Source organism: Bdellovibrio sp., assembly GCF_047637665.1.
In the GTDB taxonomy this organism is placed as follows: Bacteria; Bdellovibrionota; Bdellovibrionia; order Bdellovibrionales; family Bdellovibrionaceae; genus Bdellovibrio.
In genome coordinates this window covers 16,037-39,005 of record NZ_JBLJBT010000033.1, presented here as the reverse complement: position 1 = coordinate 39,005, position 22,969 = coordinate 16,037, and the positions used below count along the sequence as shown (strand labels likewise).

Here is a 22,969-nt window from a genome sequence, read left to right as displayed (position 1 = left end):
CCCCATGAACCCGCGCCTTCGAGGAACCATCGAAATTTCCATCGCCAGCGCGGGTTTTGGCTTTTTAGGAATCTTTGGAAAATGGGCCTTCAGCTCGGGCCTTTCCGTCGGGGAATTTCTTTCTTACCGATTCACCCTAGCCGCATTACTTCTTTGGATCTTTCTTCTGCTTTTTAAACCTCAATGGGTTCGACTGTCGGCCCGGCAAACCATTATCGCCGCTTTGCTGGGAATTTTCGGTTACGCTTTTTTTTCAACTCTCTATTTCAAAGCGATCGAAGGGCTGAGTGTCACTCTCGCGGCTCTTCTGCTTTATACTTATCCTTTTTGGGTGAATGTTTTTTCGCACTTTTTTACTCACGATAAGATTTCAAAAAAAGAAGCTCTCTGTTTGATCGCCGCCTCTGCGGGGCTGGTCCTGCTGCTCTGGGGGCATATTGAGGTTAAAAACATTTGGGCCGTCGCCGCGGGTCTGGGTTCCGCCATCAGTTACGCAATCTATGTTCTGCTCTCTGGGCGGCTGCAAAAGAACGTGCGCCCCATTTCTTCTTCTTTGTACGTTATCACTTTTGGAGCCATCGCCTTATCTTTATTCCATCGTCCGCATTTTGAGGCCGTGCAAAGCCTGACAAGCTTCCAGGCCTCCTGCATTTTTGGCATCGCAGTCATTTGTACAATCATGCCTTTGACCTTTGAGCTTGCAGCTTTGCAAAAATTAAAAAGCACAGAGGTGGCTCTGCTGATGATGATTGAGCCCCTGACCGCTGCTCTTATGGGGGCTTTGATCTTTCACGAAAGCCTGAGCCTTCGACAAATTTTCGGAGCTCTGGTTATCGCCGGAGCACTGGTCATGAATACTAAGACAGCGGCAAATAAACAAACTTAAGAGCCAGAACTTAGAATTTCTTTTCAAAAGTAAAAAATATTGCCTTGTCGCCAAAAACTGTTGCCGTGATGCGAACGCGTTTCTGATCCTCTGTGCGATATAGCTCGTACTCTGAAATAACCAGATCAGACTTCGAAGGTTTTAGATCAATTAAGTACTCTTTGGGTACAAAAATGAAGGCCGCCATCATAGATGCTAATGGCTGGCTAAAGCCAAGGTACTTAAAATAGTTATCTGCAAATTTAACAACTTGGGCATGACACCAACGATTGGACATATCACCCTGAATATGCCTTCCCGAACAGGCTCTACCGTTTGGATCCCCGTCCATTTCTAAAACCTGCTGCTCGGTAAATCCAAAGACCGATAGAGGTGACGAGAACTCTGACGTCTTGGGTGCGATAACTAAATACTTCTTTCCCGTTTTTTCTTCCCGCTGCCGTTCTTCACTTTCCATGCGTCGAGCTTCTTCATCGATGATTGCCCGAACTTCTGGAGAGAAAACACTAATACTCAATGTTTGCACTTGTCCCCATCCCAAAATGGGAACAGAAATAAGCACAAAGATTACCGATATTTTTTTTAGACGGCTCATCGCTTTCACCTCAATTCAAAAGTTAGAACTGAATTAAGCAAGATCTCTGCCCACAAAAAAATCGCTGAACTCAGCTTCACTCGCTTAAAAAGAGAGAGGGTTTGTCTATTGTTTTTGAGGATGACATATTCCGGCTGTTCCCAGCGACAAACGGGAACACATGGCTTTTTAATCGCGACTCTTTGGTGTCAGCGCTCCATATTCAAATGTGTGGGGCGATTCGATGATCGCACGAAACCCATGATTACCCGACATGGCATTTATAATGGATCGCAGCCCATTGATATGACTTCCCTTAGCTCCTAAAAGTCGTCCTAACGCTTTCTGTTCAATTGTGATCTTATAAACGGTGGTGCGATCCCCCTTCATCCAATCAACCAACAGATTGACATCACTTCCGCAGGCAATACTTAGAATTTCTCTGATCACTTCAGCAATCTGCTCACGCACGCCATCATTTTTGTCATCCTGAGAATACACCCCGTCTTCATTCCGTCCCTGAGATCTTACAAGAACAACTTGAACATCCGCTTTACTCATTATTCCTCCACAACTATATCACTCCCTTCATCCTAATTTTTCAGGACACCCATTACACCCTAAAGCAGAGTTCTTCTCGAAAAAATGTTCCATTACAAGACGGGAACCGGGCTTTAGGAGAATTAAAAATGCCATGACCAAATAATGTTCCAACTTAAATTGGGAACAGTTAAATGCCAGATAATTTATGAAACAAACTTCTGTTACCGATAAAAATTCTATGAAAAACATCTTCGCTCCCCTATTAGGCACGTGCAGAACAATGTTTTACCTCACAGCTATGTTAGCTCCTGGGGCCTGGGCGAACTCGACCCTTCCTTCCACCAATAGCCTCAACTATCAGGGACGAATCCTGAAGTCCGACGGTAGACCTTTAGAGTTCAACAATGTTTCTTTTATATTCGAAATCACATCTCCCAACGGAAATTGTGTTATTTATCGTGAAGAAAAAAATAGTTACAACATGACAAATAGTGGTGGTGTTTTCGACGTCGCGATCGGCAGCGGCGTTCGTCAGTATCCTTCCAGCGGCAGTTCTCAAGTCACAGACTATTTTGACAACACCAAAACTTATAACTGTGGGGATACTGCCAATGCGGATACCGGTTCCACTTATGGCGCAAGCGTGGGTGAAGGCCGAAAGTTGCGGGTAAGTTTTTGGGACGGAAGCGGATGGCAAACGATCTCACCTGACATTGAAATACGTGCCGTGCCTTATGCGTCTCAGGCAACGAATGCCGAAAAGATCGGGAACATCCCTGCCGCGAATGTCGCCAAGAAAAGTGATCTTCCCAACACCAACTGTTCTTCTAATGAGGTGCTAACTTTTGTTAACGGCGCTTTTAGTTGTGTATTAGACCAACTGGGAGCCTCCGGCGGCGGCATCATGAATTTCAATGGCGAAGAGGGGTCCACCCAAGGACTGGCCGTCAGCGCCACGGGATCCCTTCTGGAATGGTCCAGCGCGAGTAATATTCATACATTGAAAATTCCTTTGGCATCCACGGGCGGAGTCAGCGCGGGACTTCTCAGCAACTCTGATTATGTCGCCTTTTCCGGCAAGCAGAACTCTTTAGGATTTACACCATTGAGTCCCGCCAACAACTTAAGTGAGTTGACTAATGCCGCAACAGCAAGAACCAATCTGGGTCTTTCCACGGCTGGTGGGGATTTAAGCGGAACTTTGCCAAATCCTTCTATCGCGAAGTTACAAGGGAAAAATGTCACTCTGTCCTCTTTGGCGGACAAAGATGTGCTGTCTTATGACGGCAGCCAGTGGATTAACAAACAATTAAGCGCCAGTGATATCACAGGACTGACTACGAATCTTAGCGGCAAAGTTCCTTACAGCGCCTTGCTATCTTGTTCGGCCAATCAAACACTGACCTATATTTCAGTTGTGGATGGATTTTCCTGCGCCAATATCACGTTGGATGCTTCAAGAATCACAAGCGGGGTGATTCACAACGACAGACTTCCAGCTTCAGCAAAATACTGGGAAACCGCAACGGGCGGGATCAACTATGCTGGCGGAAAAGTGGGGATTGGGGCCACCACTCCGGGCGGGACTCTTGACATCCAGTCCAGCGACATTTCTGCGTCGCCTGTTTTGAATATCAATGGTGCGGGCAGCAGTGGAACTCTTGTTAGCGTTAATAATAATGGAGATCCAGTATTTGTAGTCGCTGGTGGCACAGATAACCAAGTAGGTATAAGAGGCCTTCCCGTAACATACGGAGATGCTCGCAGTAACTTGACTGTGCGAGACCGATCCCCCTTGGCTGCAGGTATTGGCGGAGGAATCACATTCGGAGGGACTTACAGATCTGACGGCACTATGACCTACTGGGCTGGAATCAGCTCGGTGAAAGAGAATGCTACCGACAACGACCATGCCGGCTCTTTAATCTTACACACCCGAACATCAATTTCACCTCCTACGGAAAGAATGCGAATCACTTCTGCGGGCAGAGTGGGCATAGGGACTACATCCCCTTCTTACAAGCTTGATGTCGTGGGGGATATTCATGCTTCAGGTAATGTGATCGCTGGAAGCACGACTTTAACTTCAGATATTCGTTTCAAAAAAAATATCACATCCGTCACAAACTCCTTGGATAAAATCTTGTCTTTGCAAGGGGTCACTTATGATTGGCGGCGCGAGGAATTCCCAGAGCGTCAGTTCAACGACAGACACCAAATGGGAGTCATTGCCCAGGAGGTCGAAAAACAATTCCCTGAAGCCGTTCTGACAGGTCCTGACGGCTATAAATCTGTGAACTATTCCTCTCTGGTGGCTCCGCTGATCAATGCCGTCAGGGAGCTTTACTTGAAGTGGTCTAGCCAAGATGAGGAACTGAAAATCATCAAGGCAGAAAACAATGCCCTGAAAAAATGGATTTGTGAAAAGGACCCCACAGCGGATTTCTGCCTTACGAATCTACGACTTCCATCTTCTGAGTAGATACTTCATCAAGGAGTGGGGCGGAAGACAACGTCGACACTCTTGCGGTACTCTTCCAAAGACATCCGGCTAATTTTGTCTGAAATAATCAACGCATTAAAATAGCGAACTCTTTCCGAGGATCGCACCTTGGGATCTGAGTCCCTGGCATCTCGATAAATCACTTCATGAAGAATCGCCACCACCTGATCCTCGAAAGACATGTAACGCCAAAAATCATGGGCAATCATGTACCGAGGCTGACCAGGAAAAAGTGGAGGTCGTTGGATTATCAATTGCTCCAAATAACACCCCGCTGGCAACGTCCCAATTCCAGTATCGGGAATGTCAGTGAGTGTTGCGTTATCCAGGAACTGCGCCTCGGACTCATACTGCGAAATCCAGTCGGAATACTTTCTATAGCGTACAGGATCCAAATGTCTCAATCGCTCAACCATAGATTGCGCGATCTGAGCGGCGACATAAAAGTACTCTTTGCTGTTATGAGGATGCTCAGTTCGATCAATATCCTGATAGGGAGGATATTTTGGACTTAGGCTATATCTATGTTCCGATTCATAGGCATCATACATGGTATACGTCTGAGGACCTCGGCGACAGACGATGACATCGCCTCCATTACCGACTTCAGTCCAATCACTGCCACGACTCACTGACCCAATAAGCGTCAAAAGAACAACAAACGTACTTAAAAACCGTTTCTGCACTACTTCCCGTCCTTATCCTTCGCCTCACGCGTCGCTGGCACAAGCTGAACATTCAAATAATATACTTCCGTCTTCTTTCCATCTTCAAGAAGGTTTGCGATTTTTCTTCTGAAATCTCGGATAATTTTTTTTGCTTCCTCCAGCTTTTCCGGATTAACCGGGATCCCCATGGAAGTAATGTCTCGCAATTTGGTATCGTCATGGAAAAGAGAGTTCATTGTGTGAGTTAAGATTTGTCGATGATGTTCACGAATTCCCGCAGAGGGAATATCATGCGTTGTGGTCACCGCTTTATGGACGGGCTGATAAAGTCCCTGCTCTTTAGCGACAAGCCCCAAACGCTCAAGACGATGCAAGGCCCCGGCAACCATCACTTCCGAAAAACCCAAGCGCTTTGCGATCCAGGATATTTTCGGAACATAGTTGTCCGTTTTCATCAAATTCAAAATTGCAAAGTGCTCCCGGTCAGCGATCATCGAAAACTGGTCTTCATTCAATTGATAGGCACCGCCACTCTCAGCGTGCAGCATCTTATGCCTTTCAATCAAGTGCATCAATTTTTGCGCTTCTTCGTGCTTCAAATCCAATGAAGAAATAATTCTTAATGTCAGCTGTTTTCCCGGCACCCTACGCCCTGAAAGAAAATCTGACAAACGCCCAGGAGACAATCCCAAATCTCGTGCAAAGGCCCTCATAGAATAGCGAGGATTCCGTTCACGACGTTGTTCTAAAACGTCCAATAAAAATACTGAAATTGAAGATTCATTTTGCACCACATCTAATTCTATTTTTTTATATTTGATCTGTCGCATAGTTAGATTGTCCCCATCGATTTTTGGAACGTTTTTCGCCCTTTTCCTGGATCTTTAGACAGATTTTACAGCGAGAATCGCGCAATTATATAGGAGGCAATGTATCTACGAATTGCAATGAAATATCCCCTGCACCTAGGGTTTAAGAAGCTTGTTCTCCTTTTCGGTCTCTCGGCATGACCTTGTACCGCCGTCCGAATTTTTAGGCCCACTCCCCAGAAAGTGGGTGCTCTATAAGGATGCCCCCTCAACATGATGGGCTCCCAAGAGGTCTTACTCGCGATCGAGCCTTTCGTTGAAAGTGTTCCCTTTTTGGTGTGGAACGCTTTCCTCTTATCCACTCTCGCGATGTACATATCTCTCTCCGAAAAGTAAATTATGAAAAAATGTCTAAATCAAATTCAGTCCAAATCCGGAATGAGTCTCGTTGAGACACTCGTGGCATTGAGCATCTTATCCATCGTTATGGCGGGAATGATTACCATAAACGCCAATCAACAACGAGAGACGCGATCCCTCTCAGAAAAAATTGCGGCTCTGGATGCGGAGAAACTGTTAATTCAAACGATGACCAGCAGTTCTCTTTGTCATCGCATGCTCGTCGATAAAGACTACTCCTCTACCAACCCGCAAACTTTTGATCCAAAATTGATCGATACAGAAAAACCTCCCGTTATTAAACTTCCCGGTAATAAACTGGTCGCGAGTTCGTCAAGCACAGCCGCTCTTTTCAAAGTGGGGGCAGCTCCCTCGCCGGATATTCCAAGCCTGGTGGTTCAAAGCATTCATATTGACGACTTAGAACCCGCTGGGAATGATTTATACAAAGCCACCCTGGAGGTTCAATTTCAAAACTCCCGTCTTATTCGTCCAATCAAATCCGCAAAAACGACGTTGTTATTAACCACGGAAGATGTTCCAAAATCCCATCTGAAACAAATTGTCGGGTGCGGGAATTCCACCCGAGAGCCTGCCAGCATGGACGGACTTCAGGGGCAAATGAAGAGATTCACTTCTTCCGGTTCTTGGAAAGTTCCCGAAGGCGTCACTCAAATCAGGGTTACCGTCGTTGGCGGCGGCGGCGGGGTTAACTATAGTATAGGATCGCACCAAGCGCTTTTCCAAGAGGGAGAAGACTCCTATATAGAGGGGTGTGATGTTCGCGGTCATGGTGGCGATAAAGGTGGCTACATAAATCACGTGGGTCCTAACGGTGTCAAAGGGGGCAAAGGTAGCGGTGGGATGATACACAGCTCGGGTGGTTCAGGAAGCTACGGTGGTAATTGCGATGATCAGAATGAAAGCGCAAATAATTCTTGTGTCATAATTCCCGGCGGCGCTAGCGGAGGTCATAATTTTCCTTATGTAGGAGGGTCCTATGGCGCAGGGGGATCAGTAAGGGGTTCCATGTGGCTCTCGGGAGGTGGAGGAGGCGCCGCTGTCGGCGTCTGTGAGGTCACACCAGGCTCACAAATAAAAATCGTGGTAGGACGTGGAGGCAATTATACCACCCCTTCTGCCTATGGTGACGGGAATATCCTGATAGGTTTGAATCCCACTCGGATTGTGAAAGCAAAGGAGCTCTTTGCTCAGGATGGCGTCGTTCTTATCGAGTGGTAAAAATATCTTTGTAGAGATTTTTTTTTATGAATACCAAATCATCATCTCAAAAATATCTCCTTGTTCTGTGGGTCTTGGCACTTTGTGATGCCCGCCTCATCCAGGGAGCTTCTGCGATCGAGTCCGTTGAAAAGAAGCTCTAGCTCGCGATCGAGCTTCTCGCTGAACATGTCCCCTTCTTTGATTGGAACACTTTCCCCTCATCCAGTCTCGCAATGTACATGCCTCTCGCCGACAAGTAAATTATGAAAAAATGGCTAACTCACATTCAATCTAAATCTCAATTGAATCTCGTTGAAATATCGAAATGGCTTCAACTTGGCATGGTCGCAGGCCTAGCCTTAATTCTGTCAGCCTGTGATTTCTCGGCCTCGCTTCTAAGTGTTAACTCCAAATACGCAACCAGTATAGATTCTGAGACGACACCCACCTATATCAATAATTCCAATCAGAGCCATTTTCCTATTGCTGGCCACTGCCCTCAAGAAGCTAAAGAAGTCGTTCTTGAAGCTCAAGTGACCACGACACTTTCCTGCGTAAATGGACAGTTTAGCAGTAGCTTGGATCTATCTGCATTGCCGGAGGGCAAGTATAGCTTTATTTTAAGACCCGATGTGGGAGAACCTGAAACTTGGGTTGTGGAGAAAGACATCACACCGCCCACGATCACAGGACTAAGTGATGATCCCACCTGGAAAACGTCTAAGACTTGGAATTGGGGCTGTAGTGAAATCTGCACCTATCGTTCTGTGGTAGATACAAATGCGGGAACAGCCCCAAGTGGTGAGTATGGATCTTCAACGACATCTTCGCAAACCTCAGAGTCTGGAACCTATTATCTGCATGTTCAAGCACAGGATCAGGCTGGTAATACGTCAATCACGCATGTGTCAGCTCTTTTGGATAATACGAAACCGACAGCACCGACCGATTTAAACGATACGATAACAATTAATTCTCTTACCCAAAGTCCCTCAATTACTTTTACCGATGGTACAGATGCACATAGTGGTGTGCAAAAACATCAACTGCGCGTCCTCAGGGTCGCTGATAATTTTGTTATAAAAGACTGGCATGATTTTTCAAATGAAAGTGAAGTCACAGGACTTACTCTAGCAACGAATACTTACTATAAAGTTGAAGTAAAGACCCTCGACAACCTTAACCAAGAATCCTTGGTCACAGCAAGTGACGGCTGGCTTGCCGATACGACACCACCGACAAATCCCACGGGATTGGCCACCGGATCTGTTCCTAATAATTTCACTGACAGTCCGCCTCTTTCTTGGACAGCCTCCACTGATGTTGGTGGATCTGGCGTGACCTATTATGAAGTGAAGGTGCAGAGATCCGCTGACGATGCGTTGATCAAAGGCTGGACAGTTCTTGCCAATGGCGGAACGTTGACCGGGTTATCTCTATCTCGAAATACCAGTTACTATTTTAAAGTCAGAGCTTCTGATAATGCGGGGAACCTGAGTGGAGAATCTGCTATAGCAGCATGGACCACGGATCCTTGTCCCACAAACTATATCTTGGTTCCGGCTTTGGCGGGCTATACCACTCAAGACTTTTGTGTGGCGAGATATGAAATGAAAAACGTCGGCGGTGTAGCAACTTCTCAAGCCACGGGAAATCCATGGGTCAGTATTAACCGGGATACATCAAGAACACAGTGTACAAATCTTGGTGGTACGTATGATCTTATCTCAAACGCCCAATGGCAGACGATTGCAAGAAACATCGAAACTGTCCCTTCCAACTGGTCTAGTGGCATCGTCGGAACAGGCACTCTTGCTCGCGGGTGGGCGGCAAATACACTTTATGGCGATACTTGGACAAACCCTAACGTCGCCCCGTCTACGGATGCAAACTGTCTTTATAACACAGGTGCTGGTACCTGCGCTTCGACGGGATCACATCTGTATCGCAGAACGCACACTCTTACAAACGGCAAAGTCCTTTGGGACTTCAGTGGTAACGTGTGGGAGTGGACTCGCGACAATTACGAGGATCTTGGTGTGGATCCGGAGATCAGCGCAGCCTCGCAGGAGCTGAATACGCTTTCGGCAACAAATATAGCGTTATTCTCGTCAGCAACAGATACATGGAGCTCCACACAAGGTTTAGGTCAGGCCTATGGATCGTCAGCCGGGGGCGTCCTTCGTGGTGGGAACTGGAACCGCGGCGCCCAGGCGGGCGTGTTTGCAGTCAGTCTCGGTTCTGCGCCGTCGAGCTCGCTCATCACCATCGGATTCCGTTGTGTGTTTGTTCCATGATGCCACCCCAGGTGTTCGGCTATCGTTCGTATGGTGTTCAAAAGCGTTCCATTTTGAGGTTTGGAACGATTTGTCCACTTTCACTCTCTCGACATTCGCTTTTCGAACCGACAAAAAGTTATGCAGAAGTATTCAATTACCATTCCGTCTCAGTCCGACATGCGCCTTGTTCAGGCACAGGAAGACGGCGTCGTTCTTATTGAGTGGTAAAAACTATTTAAACGAGGTCTTTTCTATGAATGTCAAATCGCAATCACTGAAATATCTCGTTATTTTGTGGGCCTTTGCTCTCTGCGGTTGTCAACTCGACGCAAGTATTTTCAGCGAAAGATCTTCCATCGATTTTCATCCACCGCAAGCAATGTCCTACGGAAAGAAAGTAACTACAAGTTACGGCACCCCTGGTTATCAAATTCAAGGGGTCTTCTTTGAATCCGGAAGTCAGCAAAAATCAAATGGCTATGCAATTGAAGGAGTATTCCAATGAAGCTCACATCAATCATCTCATTATATTTTGTCGCTTCTTTTCTGAGCATCGATCTATCCCTCGCGCAGAATAAAGGCTTCTCGTTTCAGGCAAATATCAAAAACCCTGCGGGAGCTCCCGTCAATGCGACGGATTTAACAATCAATGCCAAAATCTTCAGTCCCAACGGATGTGTTCTACGCGAGGAAATTTTTGAAAAAATTAAGATCGAAAATGGGTATCTCGCACTGCCCATTACAAAAGGAGCTCCTGGTGGGGTTGACCCTGGCCTCAGTGTGCAAGAAATATTTAACAGCAGTCCGGTCTCTCTTTCAGGACTTACCTGCTTTAAAACGGATGGAACTTCTGACAAAGCTCTGACTTCATATACACCCAACCCTGGAGACACGCGAGTTCTACGTATCTCCACTTGGATCGGCACAGAGAATATCGTCGCCGACTTCCCTTTACTGGCCGTACCATTTGCCATCAACTCTGAAACTCTCAACGGAAAAACGGACAGTCAGTTTCTACAGGTGAATGACGCCGAAAACACAACTCAAAGCAATCTGGAATCTCTTCTGAATCGCTACACACAACTCGACGCGCTCTTAAACTCTTTTGCCGGTGGCTCGATCGCTTCAAATGTGACCGGCAATGCCAACAATGTCAGTGGTGTTGTTGCTATTACTAACGGAGGAACCGGCGCCAATTCCGCTGTTGAGGCCAGAGACAATCTAGGCATCGGCACATTAGCCACAGTGAATCTCCCCGACCCTTTGAATAGTTCCGTCATGCTCAAAGGTGACGGAACTTGGGGCCCCATAACATCAGGGGGAAGTCTCAATGATGAACTTTTAGGACTTAGCGCCTTGGGCACCAATGGCTATATTCGCAGAAATTCAGAGGGCAGCTACTCCACAACCAACGCATCGCCTTTTGCTGGCAGCGATTCGCTGGTACAAAGAGACGGCAGCGGTGTCAGTTCTTTTTATGGAGTTGGCCTTAGTGACTCCATTGGCGGCAACCTGACTCTGCGAGCTTCAGCAATAAGTGACACCTATGCTCTGACCTTACCTCCCGGTCAAGGCGCTCCCAACCAAACTTTGGTTAATGATGGATTTGGTAGTTTAACCTGGGCGACGGCGGCTCTAGCGCCTGCTTCAGCCTGTCTCCCCACTGAAACCGTGACTTTTGACGGTGACAAACTCGTCTGCGCTCCCTCATCGGGCGGTAGCGGCGGAGTTAGCTCTGTCCAGGGTCTTACACTCACGGGAAATAGCAGCGGGGAAGTCACTCTTCAGTCTTCTAACATCAGCAATACCTACACTCTCACTTTTCCAGAAGTTCCTGGAGCCGCAAATCAAACCTTGAAAAACGATGGTGCCGGAAACTTGTCATGGACCACTCTTGCATCGGCCCCTCCAGTAGCTTGTGATCCGGGAAATGTACTCACTTTCGACGGAACAGAATTTATCTGCGTTCCGGACCAAGTCGGCGCATCTGGAGGCGGAATTAGCAGTCTCAATGGAAGCACCGTCTCATCTCAAAGTTTTGGAATTGGAACAGCCGGCACCACTCCCGCATGGAGTTCAAGTTCGGGAGTTCATACTTTGAATATTCCTATGGCCAGTGCTACGGGAGTTACGGCGGGGCTAATCAGTAAAAGCCAATATGATACTTTCACTGGTAAATTGGGAACAACGACCGCGTTGGGAGGTGATGTCAGCGGTACTTACAATGCCGTCACCGTCAATAAGATTAAAGGCCAAGCTGTCACTCTGACTTCATCGACTTCAGGACAATTTTTAAAATACAACGGGACGGCCTGGGTCAATTCCGCACTCAGCGCTGCGGATATTCCCAATCAGGATGCGAGCAAGATCACGACGGGAACTCTTCCGATCGCACGTGGAGGAACGAACTCTTCCACTGCCTTGGTTAACAATCGCATCATGGCCTCCAGTGGCGGCGCCATCGTAGAGGCCCCCGCTATTGCGGCATCACGCGCTTTGATTTCCAACGCCAGCGGAATTCCTACTCACTCATCAGTGACATCGACCGAGCTTGGATATTTGGATGGAGTCACTTCCTCTGTGCAAACTCAGTTGAATAGCAAACTGCCTGCAGCCGGAGGGACAATCACCGGTAATCTGGTTGTGAACGGTCAAGTCACGATAATAGGGGGCACTCCCGGAGCAGGGAAGGTCCTTACCTCGAATTCTTCGGGTGTGGCTAGCTGGCAAGAGCCTCCGTCTGCCGTGCCACCAGGAACGCTCTGTGGAACACGAATGGTTAGTTGCGGGTATAACAACAGGTATTACGACAGGGTCTACTATGAAGGCTCCTGGAATTTAAGTGCATATGTGGTATCTGACTCCGCACCCTGTAATGGAATAACTCTTACAACAACATGTAGTACAACGAATGCAACACTGCCCACCTGCCCCACAGGATATTCGGGCAAAAGACTCCCGATCACCGTCTTAGGCTCAGACATGATCGTCTGGCAGCTCACCTGCGTAAAGAATTAGAAATAGTCCCCATTTAATGTTGATGGCAAAGACCTAGTTCTTTCGCCATCAACATTAAGTTCAGAAAAAAACACGCACTTAAATAAAACCATAAGCGATTCCCCTCAAAATCGACACGTAAAGGATTTCTTATACCGGGTTCTTCTTTGGGAGACGAGGGACTGAGTTGAACGAACTCAGACGTATTGATAAACGAAAAAATCGAGCCTCCTCAGAAGCCGTCTATTTGTGTGAACTGAAGTTCGAAGAGGTTCAAGAGAAAATGGCTAAACTCCAAAGGCTTCTCACTTCAACAACTCGTCCTGTTCTTTAATCTTAACATCCAGAGACACAACTGAAGCTTCGGGTGCTCTCATTAAGTTGAAAGGTTCTTCCTGTATCTGGATTCTTGATTTTCTTGGTTCCAGTCACTCCCAGATGGGTATAAACATCGACATCAGTTCGTAGTTTATAATTTGAATGGATCAAAACTCCTGCGGAATCAAACTTGACGCTAATATCGGAACTTTCCGGGTTGATCCTTTCATAAACATTGTTGGTATAAATATCATACAGAAAATCAGCATTCAGTCCCAGGTTGGGGCTGAAGTTGATACCCGAGAAAGTCGCATCGGCCTGGCTAAGGGCTGCATAACCGACAGCTCCATCTAACTTGAAAATATCGACGGGAAAACCAGAGTTCAGCGCCACTTCGACATTGTTTACATAAATCTTTCCGATATTCAGGTCCAAACGAATCAAACTTTCATCTTCTAAGGGAGTAAGAACACTACCGCCAGGGCGATTAGACCACTTGCTGGCCTTCGCCTCAAAAACTTTGCCCTCGCGCTGAACTCGCACCCGGCTAAGACCGTAAGTATTCCATCCATGCCCTTTTGTGTTGGATGCCGGAGTGTACCCCCCCACGTCCGCTTGAGCTAAGAGAATGACTTTTTTCGACCCATTATAAACTCCTCCACTGGCTGGGTTTCCTTCAAAGGTATATCTATGATAAGCAAAACCGAATCCCAGTCGGGGATTGTTTCCTCCCACCGTCCGCGATACCAATAAAAGGTGCAAATAGAAGAGCTTCTTGTTCTTTAAATCATTCTCTATAACCGCTGAGGCAATTAAATATATAGAATCATCATCATTAGATTCTGAAGCCAAAATCGCCTCATGGACATAAGAGGAAAATGCCACCGGAGAATGATAGCCGATAAGCTCCGCCGAGTTTACGTTGCTTTTTATTTTATCCCCCACAACGGTCCAACTATTGGCTTCTTCGGGTTTAAAATAGAGATTCTTCCATCCCGAAGCACTCAGGTCTGCTAACGCCGGGACTTGAAAGGCATTCTTGGTGACCTTCGACATCATCGAAGTTCTATCCTCCAGCTTTGAGGAATCGTAAACAAGAGCACTGGTATCCGGCAAGATGGCCGATGGATTTCTGACGATAAAGGTGATTTGTACTTTGTTGGCAATGCCGGCCTCGCCAAAGGCATACACCTCAATCGTATCCGTTCCGATAAAGTTATTCACCACCGTGAATGAGACATTTTTTCCACTAATAGACACATCATTTTGCTTTTGTGTCTTCTTGGTCAATAGCGAGCTTGATGCCGAAAACGACAAGCCACTGATAGGAAGAGATCCCTCAAGTCCTTTCACTTCAAATGTTTTAGTAGTGTCCTTAGGTCTATCAACATAAACGGTCAGGTTCGGCGGCAAATTCACCTTAAATTCTTTCACAACAAAGATCAGCTCAACTTCCTGTGGCAAGGCCTCTTTTGAGGTGTAGGCTATGACCTTCGCATGATCTACCCCTTGGAAGTCCCCCTCTGCTTTAAAAAAAATGGCGGGACCGTCCTGGATGGTGATTTTATTTCCATTTACAGTTTTTGTCTGAACAGCGCCCTTCACCTGCGGTAACAACAGGCTTTCCACCGTAAGATTGTCGATGTAGTCATTTATTTGAACAACTTTACTTCCCCTGGCCGCAACTTCGACTTCAATGACAGGAGTCGTCTGCAAACGCGACTCTTCAACCAGAAAGGTTATATCTATCACAGAAGGTTCAGAATCCTCCTTGATCGAGATATAGGCTATGACGTGATCCGCCCCTTGAAATCCCGGTTGCGGTTCAAATTTTATTGAACCTTCTGCGATTTCCACGCTATTTCCCATGTCGGTTTCAGTGCGCAAAAGCTCTGAGTTGGGCAGAAAAGACATTTTCTCAAAAGTAACATTCCGAACGTTTTCAATGACAGAAAAGGTTTTGCTTTGATATGCGGGAACCTGAAAAACCAACGAGGGGGGCAATGTCATACTGGAATCATGCAAGTCGACTCGACCGCAATTCTGGGTGAAGAATAAAATCACATTAAGAAAAAAGACACAGCCCGTAACGTATAGAATACGACGAACGCCCATAGACTCCCCCTCACTCAAACCTATCGGCAGTTCAATAGGTGATCTACAAGAACCTCAAGACCAAAGTGTTCCCAGCAGATTTGGTAACATCCTATTTCGAGATACTAAAACTGAATACTAAGTCCCAAGTGCAACCAATTCCCCTGCAACTCCACGTGCTGCTGCACGGCTTGCACCTGGGTGGCCATGACCCACAATCGCGCCTCACGCCCCATCAGCAGCTTTCCTTGGTAGAAGAGCCCCAGCGCCTTTTCTGTAAACTCCCCTTCTGAATCAATCTGAGCCTGATTGAAAAAAAATCCATAAATGTCCTGGATTCCATAGTGAATTTCGGCACCTGCCTGAGGAGCTTCAAAAGTCGACCGGATGCCAATAGATGGAGCATCAATTCTTCGACTGAGATAACCTAAGGTCAGGCGAGCCAACCAGGAACCTCCATTATAATCCGCCCCCCCCCACAACCTGAGATCTGATGTCGTGTTATCTTTATCGTCATTCCCTTTTTCTAGGGAGTGAAGAAAGAAGTTGTATTGCCCCCCCACCGACCACCAACTTCCCTCCGATTGATACAGAACGGAAACTGGTATCTGCAATCCTCCAACAGGTGCTTCGGCTTCTCTTTTTTTAACAGTGCCATTAACATATTGAAGTCCCACCTGAGTCCGTAGCGAGGGCTGGGGTTTCGTGGGATTGTTCTTGACTGGTTTTGCAATTGCCAGACGCACAACATTCTTCGCAGTGGCATCCCCCCAAATCATTTCCCAGCTACCTGCCGATAAAGCCTCTTTGGCGGCAAAAACCTTCCAACGTTCGCCCTTACCTTCAGTCTCAAACAGATCCGATCCAAACCACTCCGCATCCGTCAGCGTGGAAAACACCACTTCTGTTAACTCTGAGCCGTTTCCCTGACAGGTTACAAGCGCGGGAAAAAGAGGATTCTTTTTCTGAAGTTCGTCAATACGAACACCCCAACGCTGGCAACTCGACGTCACTCGCAAAACCTCCGGAGCGGCGGTAAGTTCATATTGGATCTGCACACTTTTTTCTTGGGAATCCGTCATCGTCAACACGCCATGTGCTCGCGTTAAAAGCAGATAGGAAGTTCCTTCTTTGCTTCTTACGGCAACAGGAGTCCTTTCGCCAGACTCTTCTTCAACTGCGGTCGATAGGTTTGAAATCGGCGAAGGCATTGCCAAAACCATCAAGGAACGAGCCCCGTCTTGATTTGTGATCATCCGCACCGGGACACTTCCCGATTCCCCCTGTGAACTTTTCCAGTTCACAATCCACTCTCTTTGAGCTTGTGCGTGAACCTTCCATGAAAGCAAAAACAATATTAAGAAAAATCCGATGGCGCGCATATTACTTTCCAAATCTCACGGCACCTTGCGCATCAATGACAAATGAAAGGTCGAATTCTGAGTTGCGCGAAGCCATTTCAAAAAGCTCTGATTTGTAGGTGCGAAGATTCGTGACAACCGTCACTTGGGCTTTGGCCGATGCCTCATTTCCATTTTTATTATAGAGCAAAGATTTCACCTTATATTCCCCCGGCTCAAAGTTTTCTGCTTTCCACATCTCGATGCCCGGTCCAAAGCGGCTGTCCAACTCGAAAGCTCCGGCCTGACCGTCCCACTTCCTTTTCTTGAAGTTAAAATTCGCTTTTTTAGGCGTTGTAACCTGTAAATCCAGATCGTGCTTTTCCGTTTCCCAGGTTAAAAGGACCATCATGTAGTTCTGTGACGGCTGCTTATTCAATTCTTTATGAAGAAATTCGTTTTCCGCCTTTTTCTTTTCCAGCTCTTCGTGAAGCTTTTCAAAATCCTTCTTTTTCTCCTGCATTTTATCCTGAAGGGACTGAATTTCCTTTTTCAAATCCGTCGTCGGATCCTGGATTGAAGAAACTTTTCTTTGAGTGGCTTTGGTCTTGTTCTGCTCTTCTGTTTTCTCTTGCTCTAACTGCGCCACTTCTGCTTTAAGTTCGTCGATCTTCGCGACGAACTGCTGCTTTTCTGATTCATAAAGCGCCTGCATCTCTGCCATTTGTTCCATGACGGTCTCGACATTTGGAGGTGGCGGTGTGGATGAATCGGGATTCTGCGCGGATGGTGTCGGCTGATTTCCCGCCTGATCGCTAAAGTATTTTTTGGACACTTCCTTCATGATGTCATCGACATTATCGGACTTGGCAGGATCGGTTGTCAGACTGAATAAGATAACGAACAGACCGAACAACAGTGTCATCATATCCGCATAGCTTACCAGCCAGCCCATCTCCGTTCCCCCGTGGGCGGCCCCGTGGGACTCCTCATGCAGAGGCTCCCGACGAGCTTGAAATTGAGTGTTTTCGCCCTCACCTTTAGGCTGCATCTGTATTACTCCGCTTATCTTCAATCTTTCTGTATTCCCAAGCGAGCTTATTGCGATCTACCAAAGAAAGACGATTCAGACAGGTATTAAGAACTTCCCCGTGCGATCTGTTACTCTTCATCAGCAAGCAACATTCAATAATGATGTCTCGGAGATAAATTTCATCTTCGGCGGCCTTCATTGAATTATCCGCAAGGGGAAGAAATACGAAGTTATTCATCCCCACCCCCCATAGCGTCGCACTGAGTGCCACCGCCATCGAACCGCCAATGGTATCCACACCCGCTTTTCCCAGTGCCGACATCATCTCTATCATTCCAGAAGCTGCTCCCAACAGGCCCAAATGCGGTGGATACTTCGCAAGATTGTTCAGAATCTTTGCGTCATCCATATAGTGTCTTTTAATAGCATTTCGACGGTCCTGCAAAGCCGCCTCCATCTGCTGGAGACTCAAGCGAGGATTTAAAACCATATTGTAAGCTTCCGCTAGAAACGGGTGAGCTCTGCCATCCGCCATAAAACCATCTGTTTTGTGGTAGTAATAGTCGATATAGGAAATAATATCTCGGGCCATCTTTTCTTCTTCTTTTTTCACCCGAAACATGAAACCAAAGATGATAAAGTTCAATGTTCCCTTAAGGCGGGACACAGGATAAGTGAGAAGACCGATGGCTAAAGTTCCGCCCACTACCAAAATTACAGCATGAGGATTAAGCAATATCCAAGGATTGCTGGCCGAATGAACAATTCCATAATATATGACGATCATACATGCGAAAATGCCAGTCCATGTCGACTTCATAAAAGCCACCTCACTCACTTTAAATTGACTCCAGTCTCAAGATCGGAAGCGCAGAAGAAGGACTTAATTGATCTAAAACAATAATGTCCCCAAAAAATTCGGGAACATCACCTCGGTCCCGTTTTAGTCAACATACTCTGCTTTTTCTCAGTTCCCGGCTTCACTCCTGGATGCCCAATGCATCTGGTTTTAAACTGCAGCGGCGGAAAGGAGACGATGCTGTGTTCAAGAAAGCCACATTGACGGCGCTTGCTCTTACCCTGATTTACTTCTTCATCGCGAAGCTTGGACTTAGCATCGCGACACTCAACAACAACACGTCCCCTTTTTGGCCCGCAACAGGATTGGCTATTGCGTGCGTATATCTTCTAGGGTCTCGCTATGTCATCGCGGTGTTCGTCGGCGCTTTTGCCGTTAATATTTCAGTCGGGACCGGACTTCTTCCCTGTGTTCTAATGGCCACCGGAAATTCGCTGGAGGCTCTCTTCGGAGCCTTCATTCTACGCAGCATCCTTGCTCGAAAGTCAGAATTTGAATACTTAAATGAACTGATTGCGATGGTGGCGGCTTCCATTTCTTCACCATTTCTCAGCGCCTCTTTTGGCGCGCTCGGAGTCGCCATGCAAAATCGTGGTGCTCCGATAGAACTTACCAACGTGTGGATAACCTGGTGGACGGGGGACTTCATTGGAAGCTTAACCTTGACTCCCCTGATCCTTGTCATCCCTCATATCAAGTGGTCTCCTCACTTGCACCGTCCCTTATTTCTTTTAAAAAGTCTCGCACTCTTTCTCCTTCTAACAATCGCATTATGGCTCTCGTTCAGATATCCCATCGCCTTGGGTGGAATCTTCATCATTTTCCCCGTGCTCCTTTTACTCCAGGCGTCCCTGGGCCGTGTGGGTCTGTACCTCGGTAGTCTTGCCGTCAGCGTCTTTGCCGTTCTTTTAACAACCCAAGGCTATGGGCCATTTCTGGGGGGAACGACAAATGACAATCTTCTAAACCTCCAGCTATTTCTGTGCTCCCTCGCCCTCACATCTTTAGTGCTGGATAGTCTAAGCAAGGTATGGAGCCGCTTACCCGTCTTGGTGCTGCTCTCATCTTGGATTGTGGCCGGATTTCTATTTGCTTACTTTCAAAATGCGGAGCTTAAAAAAGATCGCTCACACTTCGAAGTTCTCACGATGAATTTACAAAAGTCCATTCAGGTACGCATGAATTCATACATTGATGCACTGAATGGCGGCGCAAGCCTATTTGCCAGCGTGAAGGATGTCAGTCCCGACATGTGGAAAACATTCTATATCAGCTCGAAAGTCGATCAGAAGTATCCCGGAATAAATGGAATTGGAGTAATCTGGCCGATACAAGAAAAGCAACTTGCGAGCTTCCTCGAAAAACAAAAAACACGGAATCCCCAACTTAAGATCAAGTCCGTCGCTGACTACGACTACCGTCAAAGCGGAAAAGAACATGGCAATCACTATATCATCACATATATTGAGCCTCTAGAGAGGAACTTTCGCGCCCTGGGACTTGATGTCGGCACCGAGCCTCATCGTCGTTTTGCCGCAGAATCATCACGAGATACCGGAAATCCCTACATCACGCCCAAGATCGCCCTTGTTCAAGATCTCAAGCCCCGTCCCGGCTTCCTACTTTTCGTGCCCTTTTACAAATTTAAAGCAGACCTCAGCACTCCAGAAAAAAGAAGAGAAAATCACCGCGGCTGGATTTACGCCCCCTTTGTCACAGAAGTCTTTTTTGAAGGCATTTCTCCTCCCGAACTCAAAGAAATATCTATGCATGTTTTCGAAGGAACACAGCCGAAAATGGAAAATCTTCTTTTCTCATCGATCCCCCTTCAGAGTCTCAACTTTGAAAGGATTAACACCGTCAATCTTGCTGGCCTGCAAATCACTCTCGGCTGGAACCGTACCGTCGAATTCCGGTCCGTGCGCAGCACACTGATCGGCTGGGTAATTCTAATTTGTTCTTTGATTTCTCTTTTGTTGACCTTGATAGTTTCCACGCTCCAGTCCATCGGACTTCGCGCCCAGTCTATTGCCGACGAAAAAACATTTAAACTCAGTGAGTCCGAACAAAGATTTCGTGCCATCGTCGAATCTTCGATGATTGGAACCGTGATTAGCAATCAAGAAGCCGACATCATTGATAGCAACATGCCTTTCTCAAGAATGCTAAAATATGAAAAAGCTAGCCCCTCAGACACGCTTAAGTGGTCCGAACTCACCGACAATCAAACATTCTTAGACTCATTTAAAAGAACGGGCCTCTCTGGCGAGCGACACTTCTATGGAGAGCTCTCTCTAACAAGAAGAGACGGAACCACTCTTCCAGTTCTCGTGGGATCAGCTCCGCTCCTAGGTCCAGGCTTTAGCACCATCACGTACGTCATCGATCTGACTGAGATGAAGAAAACTCAGCGTGATTTGATGAACTCAGAACTTAAATTCAGATCCGTAACGAAATCTGCCGTGGACGGCATTGTGATCTTCAACGAACAAGGCTCTATTACATCATGGAACGACGGCGCACGAAAGATTTTTGACTTCACCAAGGAAGAAGTTTTTAACACTTCGATATTCAATCTCATCGAATTCGCCGGCAAAGATCATGCGATTAATATCTCTCCCCTGCTAGGAAAATCCATCGAAGTGCAGGCTAAAACAAAAAGCAATAAAAGAATCCCCATCGAACTCACCATGAGTTCCTGGCAGATTGAAGGAGAAAAATACTACAGCGCCATCCTTCGCGATATCTCCGAAAGAAAGAAGTCAGAGCAAGATCTTATCCGTGCAAAGGAAGAGGCCCTGGAGGGGGTGAAGATCAAAGCCGCTTTCCTCGCAAACATGAGTCATGAGATTCGCACTCCTTTGAACGGAATTCTCGGCGTCGCAGATCTGATGTTCGAAACCAATCTCACTTCCGAGCAGCGCCGCTATGCCGAGATCATTCTTAATTCAGGCAATAATCTTCTTAGAATCATTAATGACATTTTGGACTTCTCAAAAATCGAAGCCGGCAAACTGCAACTCGAGAATATTTCTTTCAATCTCGTCGATCTGGTCGAGTTGCAAGCTGATTTGATGATGGCGAAGGCTCGCAGCCGAAAGCTTGCTCTGGCCTGCTACATAGATCCTCTTCTTCCGACGGAATTTATTGGAGACCCCTCTCGTTTAGGGCAAATAATAGGAAATCTTATTTCCAACGCCATCAAATTCACCCAACTAGGCGGAGTGAAGATCGTCGTGAATGCTCCTGCCGACCGCCGCGCCTCCGAAGAACTTCTTTGGCTTCATTTCGAGGTCACTGACACCGGCGTTGGAATAGCGCCAGAAGGTCTCTCCAAACTTTTTCAGTCTTTTACACAAATTGACGAATCCACCTCGCGGCAATTTGGCGGAACAGGGTTGGGTCTTTCTATCTCAAAAAATCTTGTAGAGATGATGGGCGGCAGAATTGGCGTTGAAAGCCAAAAAGGCGTCGGTTCCAAATTCTACTTTGATATTCCTTTCAAGGTTTCTCCCTCTGCGCAACGCAGATCTCCTTTTCTTTTTAATAAACATTGGAAGCCTATTCTGCTTATCGACCACGAAGCATTTTCGCGGGAGGTGACAACGGCTTATCTTTCCTCCTGGGGATTCCCGTATGAAAGCCGCGCCTCCTTTGATGAGTGTATCATCGCAGCGAAAGACTCTACCAAAGGAGTCCCTCCGTGGTCGATGATCCTCGCGGCTTGCGACTCACAATACGATCGTTTGAAAACCTTTAAAGTGGAGCTCCAGACAGTGCTGGGTCTTGAGATCCCCATGATCGTAATGACGGACTTTGAGAGCCCCTTGTCATTGGAGCAAGCACGAAGTCATGGTTTCGCGGCCGCCCTAAGAAAACCCCTTAAGCAAGGTGAGCTCCTCAAAATCGTCTCTTCGGAGGCTCCAGTCCTAACGGCGTTGGAGCCCAGGACGTCGACATCACTTACTCAGTTCGAAAACGCGCTCTCGCAAAAAATTTCAAAAAAAAGAATTCTGGTCGTTGATGACTCGTCGACAAATCGCTTGGTGATCGTACAGCTCTTGGAGAAAATCGGCTATCTCAGCTTTGCGGTCTCCACAGGGGAAGAGGCTCTTCAGGCTGTGGAGATCATGCCTTTTGATTTAATTCTGATGGACGTACAAATGCCGGTGATGGATGGATATGAAGTCACTCGACGAATACGCGCCATGGACAATCAGGCTCTCCACCGGGTTCCTATCATCGCCCTCACGGCCTATGCCATGCCTGGCGACGAAGCGAAGTGCCTGGCCGCAGGAATGAATGATTATTTGTCGAAACCTGTTCGTAAAAGTGTTCTCGCAGATAAGCTCAAGCTTTGGCTCGCTCTGGACTCCAACACAGGGTCACAAAACGCTCCACTTTGAGACATTTAAAAAAATTTCGTTTTCCACCGATAAGAAG

The 22,969-nt window shown here is 46.9% G+C and carries 16 protein-coding genes; 8 read left to right on the top strand and 8 right to left on the bottom strand.

Annotated features, from left to right (window positions below; translation table 11 throughout):
- Positions 1-4: 4 nt before the first annotated feature.
- Positions 5-886 (top strand): EamA family transporter, encoded by an 882-nt coding sequence (locus ACM64D_RS10975; protein WP_415063262.1) that lies wholly within the window; start codon positions 5-7, stop codon positions 884-886.
- 10 nt (positions 887-896) lie between these two features.
- Here the strand turns inward: ACM64D_RS10975 and ACM64D_RS10970 are convergent, their stop codons facing one another.
- Complete coding sequence (locus ACM64D_RS10970; protein WP_415063261.1) at positions 897-1,481, bottom strand: hypothetical protein; 585 nt, start codon at positions 1,479-1,481, stop codon at positions 897-899.
- A 168-nt stretch (positions 1,482-1,649) separates the two neighbouring features.
- Complete coding sequence (locus ACM64D_RS10965) at positions 1,650-2,021, bottom strand: KH domain-containing protein (RefSeq protein WP_415063260.1); 372 nt, start codon at positions 2,019-2,021, stop codon at positions 1,650-1,652.
- A 220-nt stretch (positions 2,022-2,241) separates the two neighbouring features.
- Between ACM64D_RS10965 and ACM64D_RS10960 the strand changes: the two genes are divergently transcribed.
- Positions 2,242-4,485, top strand: coding sequence for a tail fiber domain-containing protein (locus ACM64D_RS10960; protein WP_415063259.1), 2,244 nt, complete (start codon positions 2,242-2,244; stop codon positions 4,483-4,485).
- Between the two features lie 8 nt (positions 4,486-4,493).
- Here ACM64D_RS10960 and ACM64D_RS10955 read toward each other — a convergent pair whose 3' ends face one another.
- Together ACM64D_RS10955 and ACM64D_RS10950 are read right to left on the bottom strand one after the other, a co-directional pair.
- A complete protein-coding gene (locus ACM64D_RS10955) occupies positions 4,494-5,192 on the bottom strand; it encodes a hypothetical protein (protein ID WP_415063258.1) in 699 nt (232 codons plus the stop codon).
- Positions 5,192-6,004 carry a TIGR02147 family protein gene (locus tag ACM64D_RS10950; protein WP_415063257.1) on the bottom strand — a complete coding sequence of 271 codons (813 nt, stop codon included), beginning with the start codon at positions 6,002-6,004 and terminating at the stop codon, positions 5,192-5,194. The genes ACM64D_RS10955 and ACM64D_RS10950 overlap by 1 nt, the downstream gene beginning before the upstream one ends.
- 378 nt (positions 6,005-6,382) lie before the next feature.
- On the opposite strand from ACM64D_RS10950, the gene ACM64D_RS10945 reads away from it, so the two are divergent.
- From ACM64D_RS10945 to ACM64D_RS10925, 5 genes are all read left to right on the top strand, one after another.
- The gene (locus ACM64D_RS10945) at positions 6,383-7,624 is read left to right on the top strand and encodes a type IV pilus modification PilV family protein (protein WP_415063256.1); all 1,242 of its coding nucleotides are present in this window, start codon (positions 6,383-6,385) and stop codon (positions 7,622-7,624) included.
- 245 nt (positions 7,625-7,869) lie between these two features.
- Positions 7,870-9,903 (top strand): SUMF1/EgtB/PvdO family nonheme iron enzyme, encoded by a 2,034-nt coding sequence (locus tag ACM64D_RS10940; RefSeq protein ID WP_415063255.1) that lies wholly within the window; start codon positions 7,870-7,872, stop codon positions 9,901-9,903.
- A 235-nt stretch (positions 9,904-10,138) separates the two neighbouring features.
- On the top strand, positions 10,139-10,390 hold the full coding sequence (locus ACM64D_RS10935) for a hypothetical protein (RefSeq protein ID WP_415063254.1): 252 nt from the start codon (positions 10,139-10,141) through the stop codon (positions 10,388-10,390).
- Positions 10,387-12,903, top strand: coding sequence for a hypothetical protein (locus tag ACM64D_RS10930; protein ID WP_415063253.1), 2,517 nt, complete (start codon positions 10,387-10,389; stop codon positions 12,901-12,903). The genes ACM64D_RS10935 and ACM64D_RS10930 overlap by 4 nt, the downstream gene beginning before the upstream one ends.
- Before the next feature lie 166 nt (positions 12,904-13,069).
- On the top strand, positions 13,070-13,216 hold the full coding sequence (locus ACM64D_RS10925) for a hypothetical protein (protein ID WP_415063252.1): 147 nt from the start codon (positions 13,070-13,072) through the stop codon (positions 13,214-13,216).
- Between the two features lie 2 nt (positions 13,217-13,218).
- Here ACM64D_RS10925 and ACM64D_RS10920 read toward each other — a convergent pair whose 3' ends face one another.
- The 4 genes from ACM64D_RS10920 to ACM64D_RS10905 form a co-directional block, all read right to left on the bottom strand.
- Positions 13,219-15,315 (bottom strand): hypothetical protein, encoded by a 2,097-nt coding sequence (locus ACM64D_RS10920; protein ID WP_415063251.1) that lies wholly within the window; start codon positions 15,313-15,315, stop codon positions 13,219-13,221.
- Between the two features lie 104 nt (positions 15,316-15,419).
- Complete coding sequence (locus tag ACM64D_RS10915; protein ID WP_415063250.1) at positions 15,420-16,676, bottom strand: hypothetical protein; 1,257 nt, start codon at positions 16,674-16,676, stop codon at positions 15,420-15,422.
- 1 nt (position 16,677) lies between these two features.
- Positions 16,678-17,685, bottom strand: a complete 1,008-nt coding sequence (locus tag ACM64D_RS10910; protein WP_415063249.1) for a flagellar motor protein MotB — start codon at positions 17,683-17,685, stop codon at positions 16,678-16,680.
- Positions 17,675-18,487: a motility protein A gene (locus tag ACM64D_RS10905; protein WP_415063248.1), complete on the bottom strand. Its 813-nt coding sequence runs from the start codon at positions 18,485-18,487 to the stop codon at positions 17,675-17,677. Before ACM64D_RS10905 ends, ACM64D_RS10910 begins: the two co-directional genes overlap by 11 nt.
- Before the next feature lie 221 nt (positions 18,488-18,708).
- On the opposite strand from ACM64D_RS10905, the gene ACM64D_RS10900 reads away from it, so the two are divergent.
- Positions 18,709-22,932: a CHASE domain-containing protein gene (locus ACM64D_RS10900; protein ID WP_415063247.1), complete on the top strand. Its 4,224-nt coding sequence runs from the start codon at positions 18,709-18,711 to the stop codon at positions 22,930-22,932.
- The last annotated feature ends 37 nt before the right edge of the window (positions 22,933-22,969 follow it).

Bases quoted from the DNA above. Each gene is read 5' to 3' on its own strand.
- ACM64D_RS10960 (WP_415063259.1), top strand. From the start codon at position 2,242: ATGAAAAACATCTTCGCTCCCCTATTAGGCACGTGCAGAACAATGTTT.
- ACM64D_RS10910 (WP_415063249.1), bottom strand. From the start codon at position 17,685: ATGCAGCCTAAAGGTGAGGGCGAAAACACTCAATTTCAAGCTCGTCGG.
- ACM64D_RS10920 (WP_415063251.1), bottom strand. From the start codon at position 15,315: ATGGGCGTTCGTCGTATTCTATACGTTACGGGCTGTGTCTTTTTTCTT.
- ACM64D_RS10950 (WP_415063257.1), bottom strand. From the start codon at position 6,004: ATGCGACAGATCAAATATAAAAAAATAGAATTAGATGTGGTGCAAAAT.
- ACM64D_RS10975 (WP_415063262.1), top strand. From the start codon at position 5: ATGAACCCGCGCCTTCGAGGAACCATCGAAATTTCCATCGCCAGCGCG.
- ACM64D_RS10965 (WP_415063260.1), bottom strand. From the start codon at position 2,021: ATGAGTAAAGCGGATGTTCAAGTTGTTCTTGTAAGATCTCAGGGACGG.
- ACM64D_RS10915 (WP_415063250.1), bottom strand. From the start codon at position 16,676: ATGCGCGCCATCGGATTTTTCTTAATATTGTTTTTGCTTTCATGGAAG.
- ACM64D_RS10945 (WP_415063256.1), top strand. From the start codon at position 6,383: ATGAAAAAATGTCTAAATCAAATTCAGTCCAAATCCGGAATGAGTCTC.
- ACM64D_RS10930 (WP_415063253.1), top strand. From the start codon at position 10,387: ATGAAGCTCACATCAATCATCTCATTATATTTTGTCGCTTCTTTTCTG.
- ACM64D_RS10905 (WP_415063248.1), bottom strand. From the start codon at position 18,487: ATGAAGTCGACATGGACTGGCATTTTCGCATGTATGATCGTCATATAT.
- ACM64D_RS10940 (WP_415063255.1), top strand. From the start codon at position 7,870: ATGAAAAAATGGCTAACTCACATTCAATCTAAATCTCAATTGAATCTC.
- ACM64D_RS10935 (WP_415063254.1), top strand. From the start codon at position 10,139: ATGAATGTCAAATCGCAATCACTGAAATATCTCGTTATTTTGTGGGCC.
- ACM64D_RS10970 (WP_415063261.1), bottom strand. From the start codon at position 1,481: ATGAGCCGTCTAAAAAAAATATCGGTAATCTTTGTGCTTATTTCTGTT.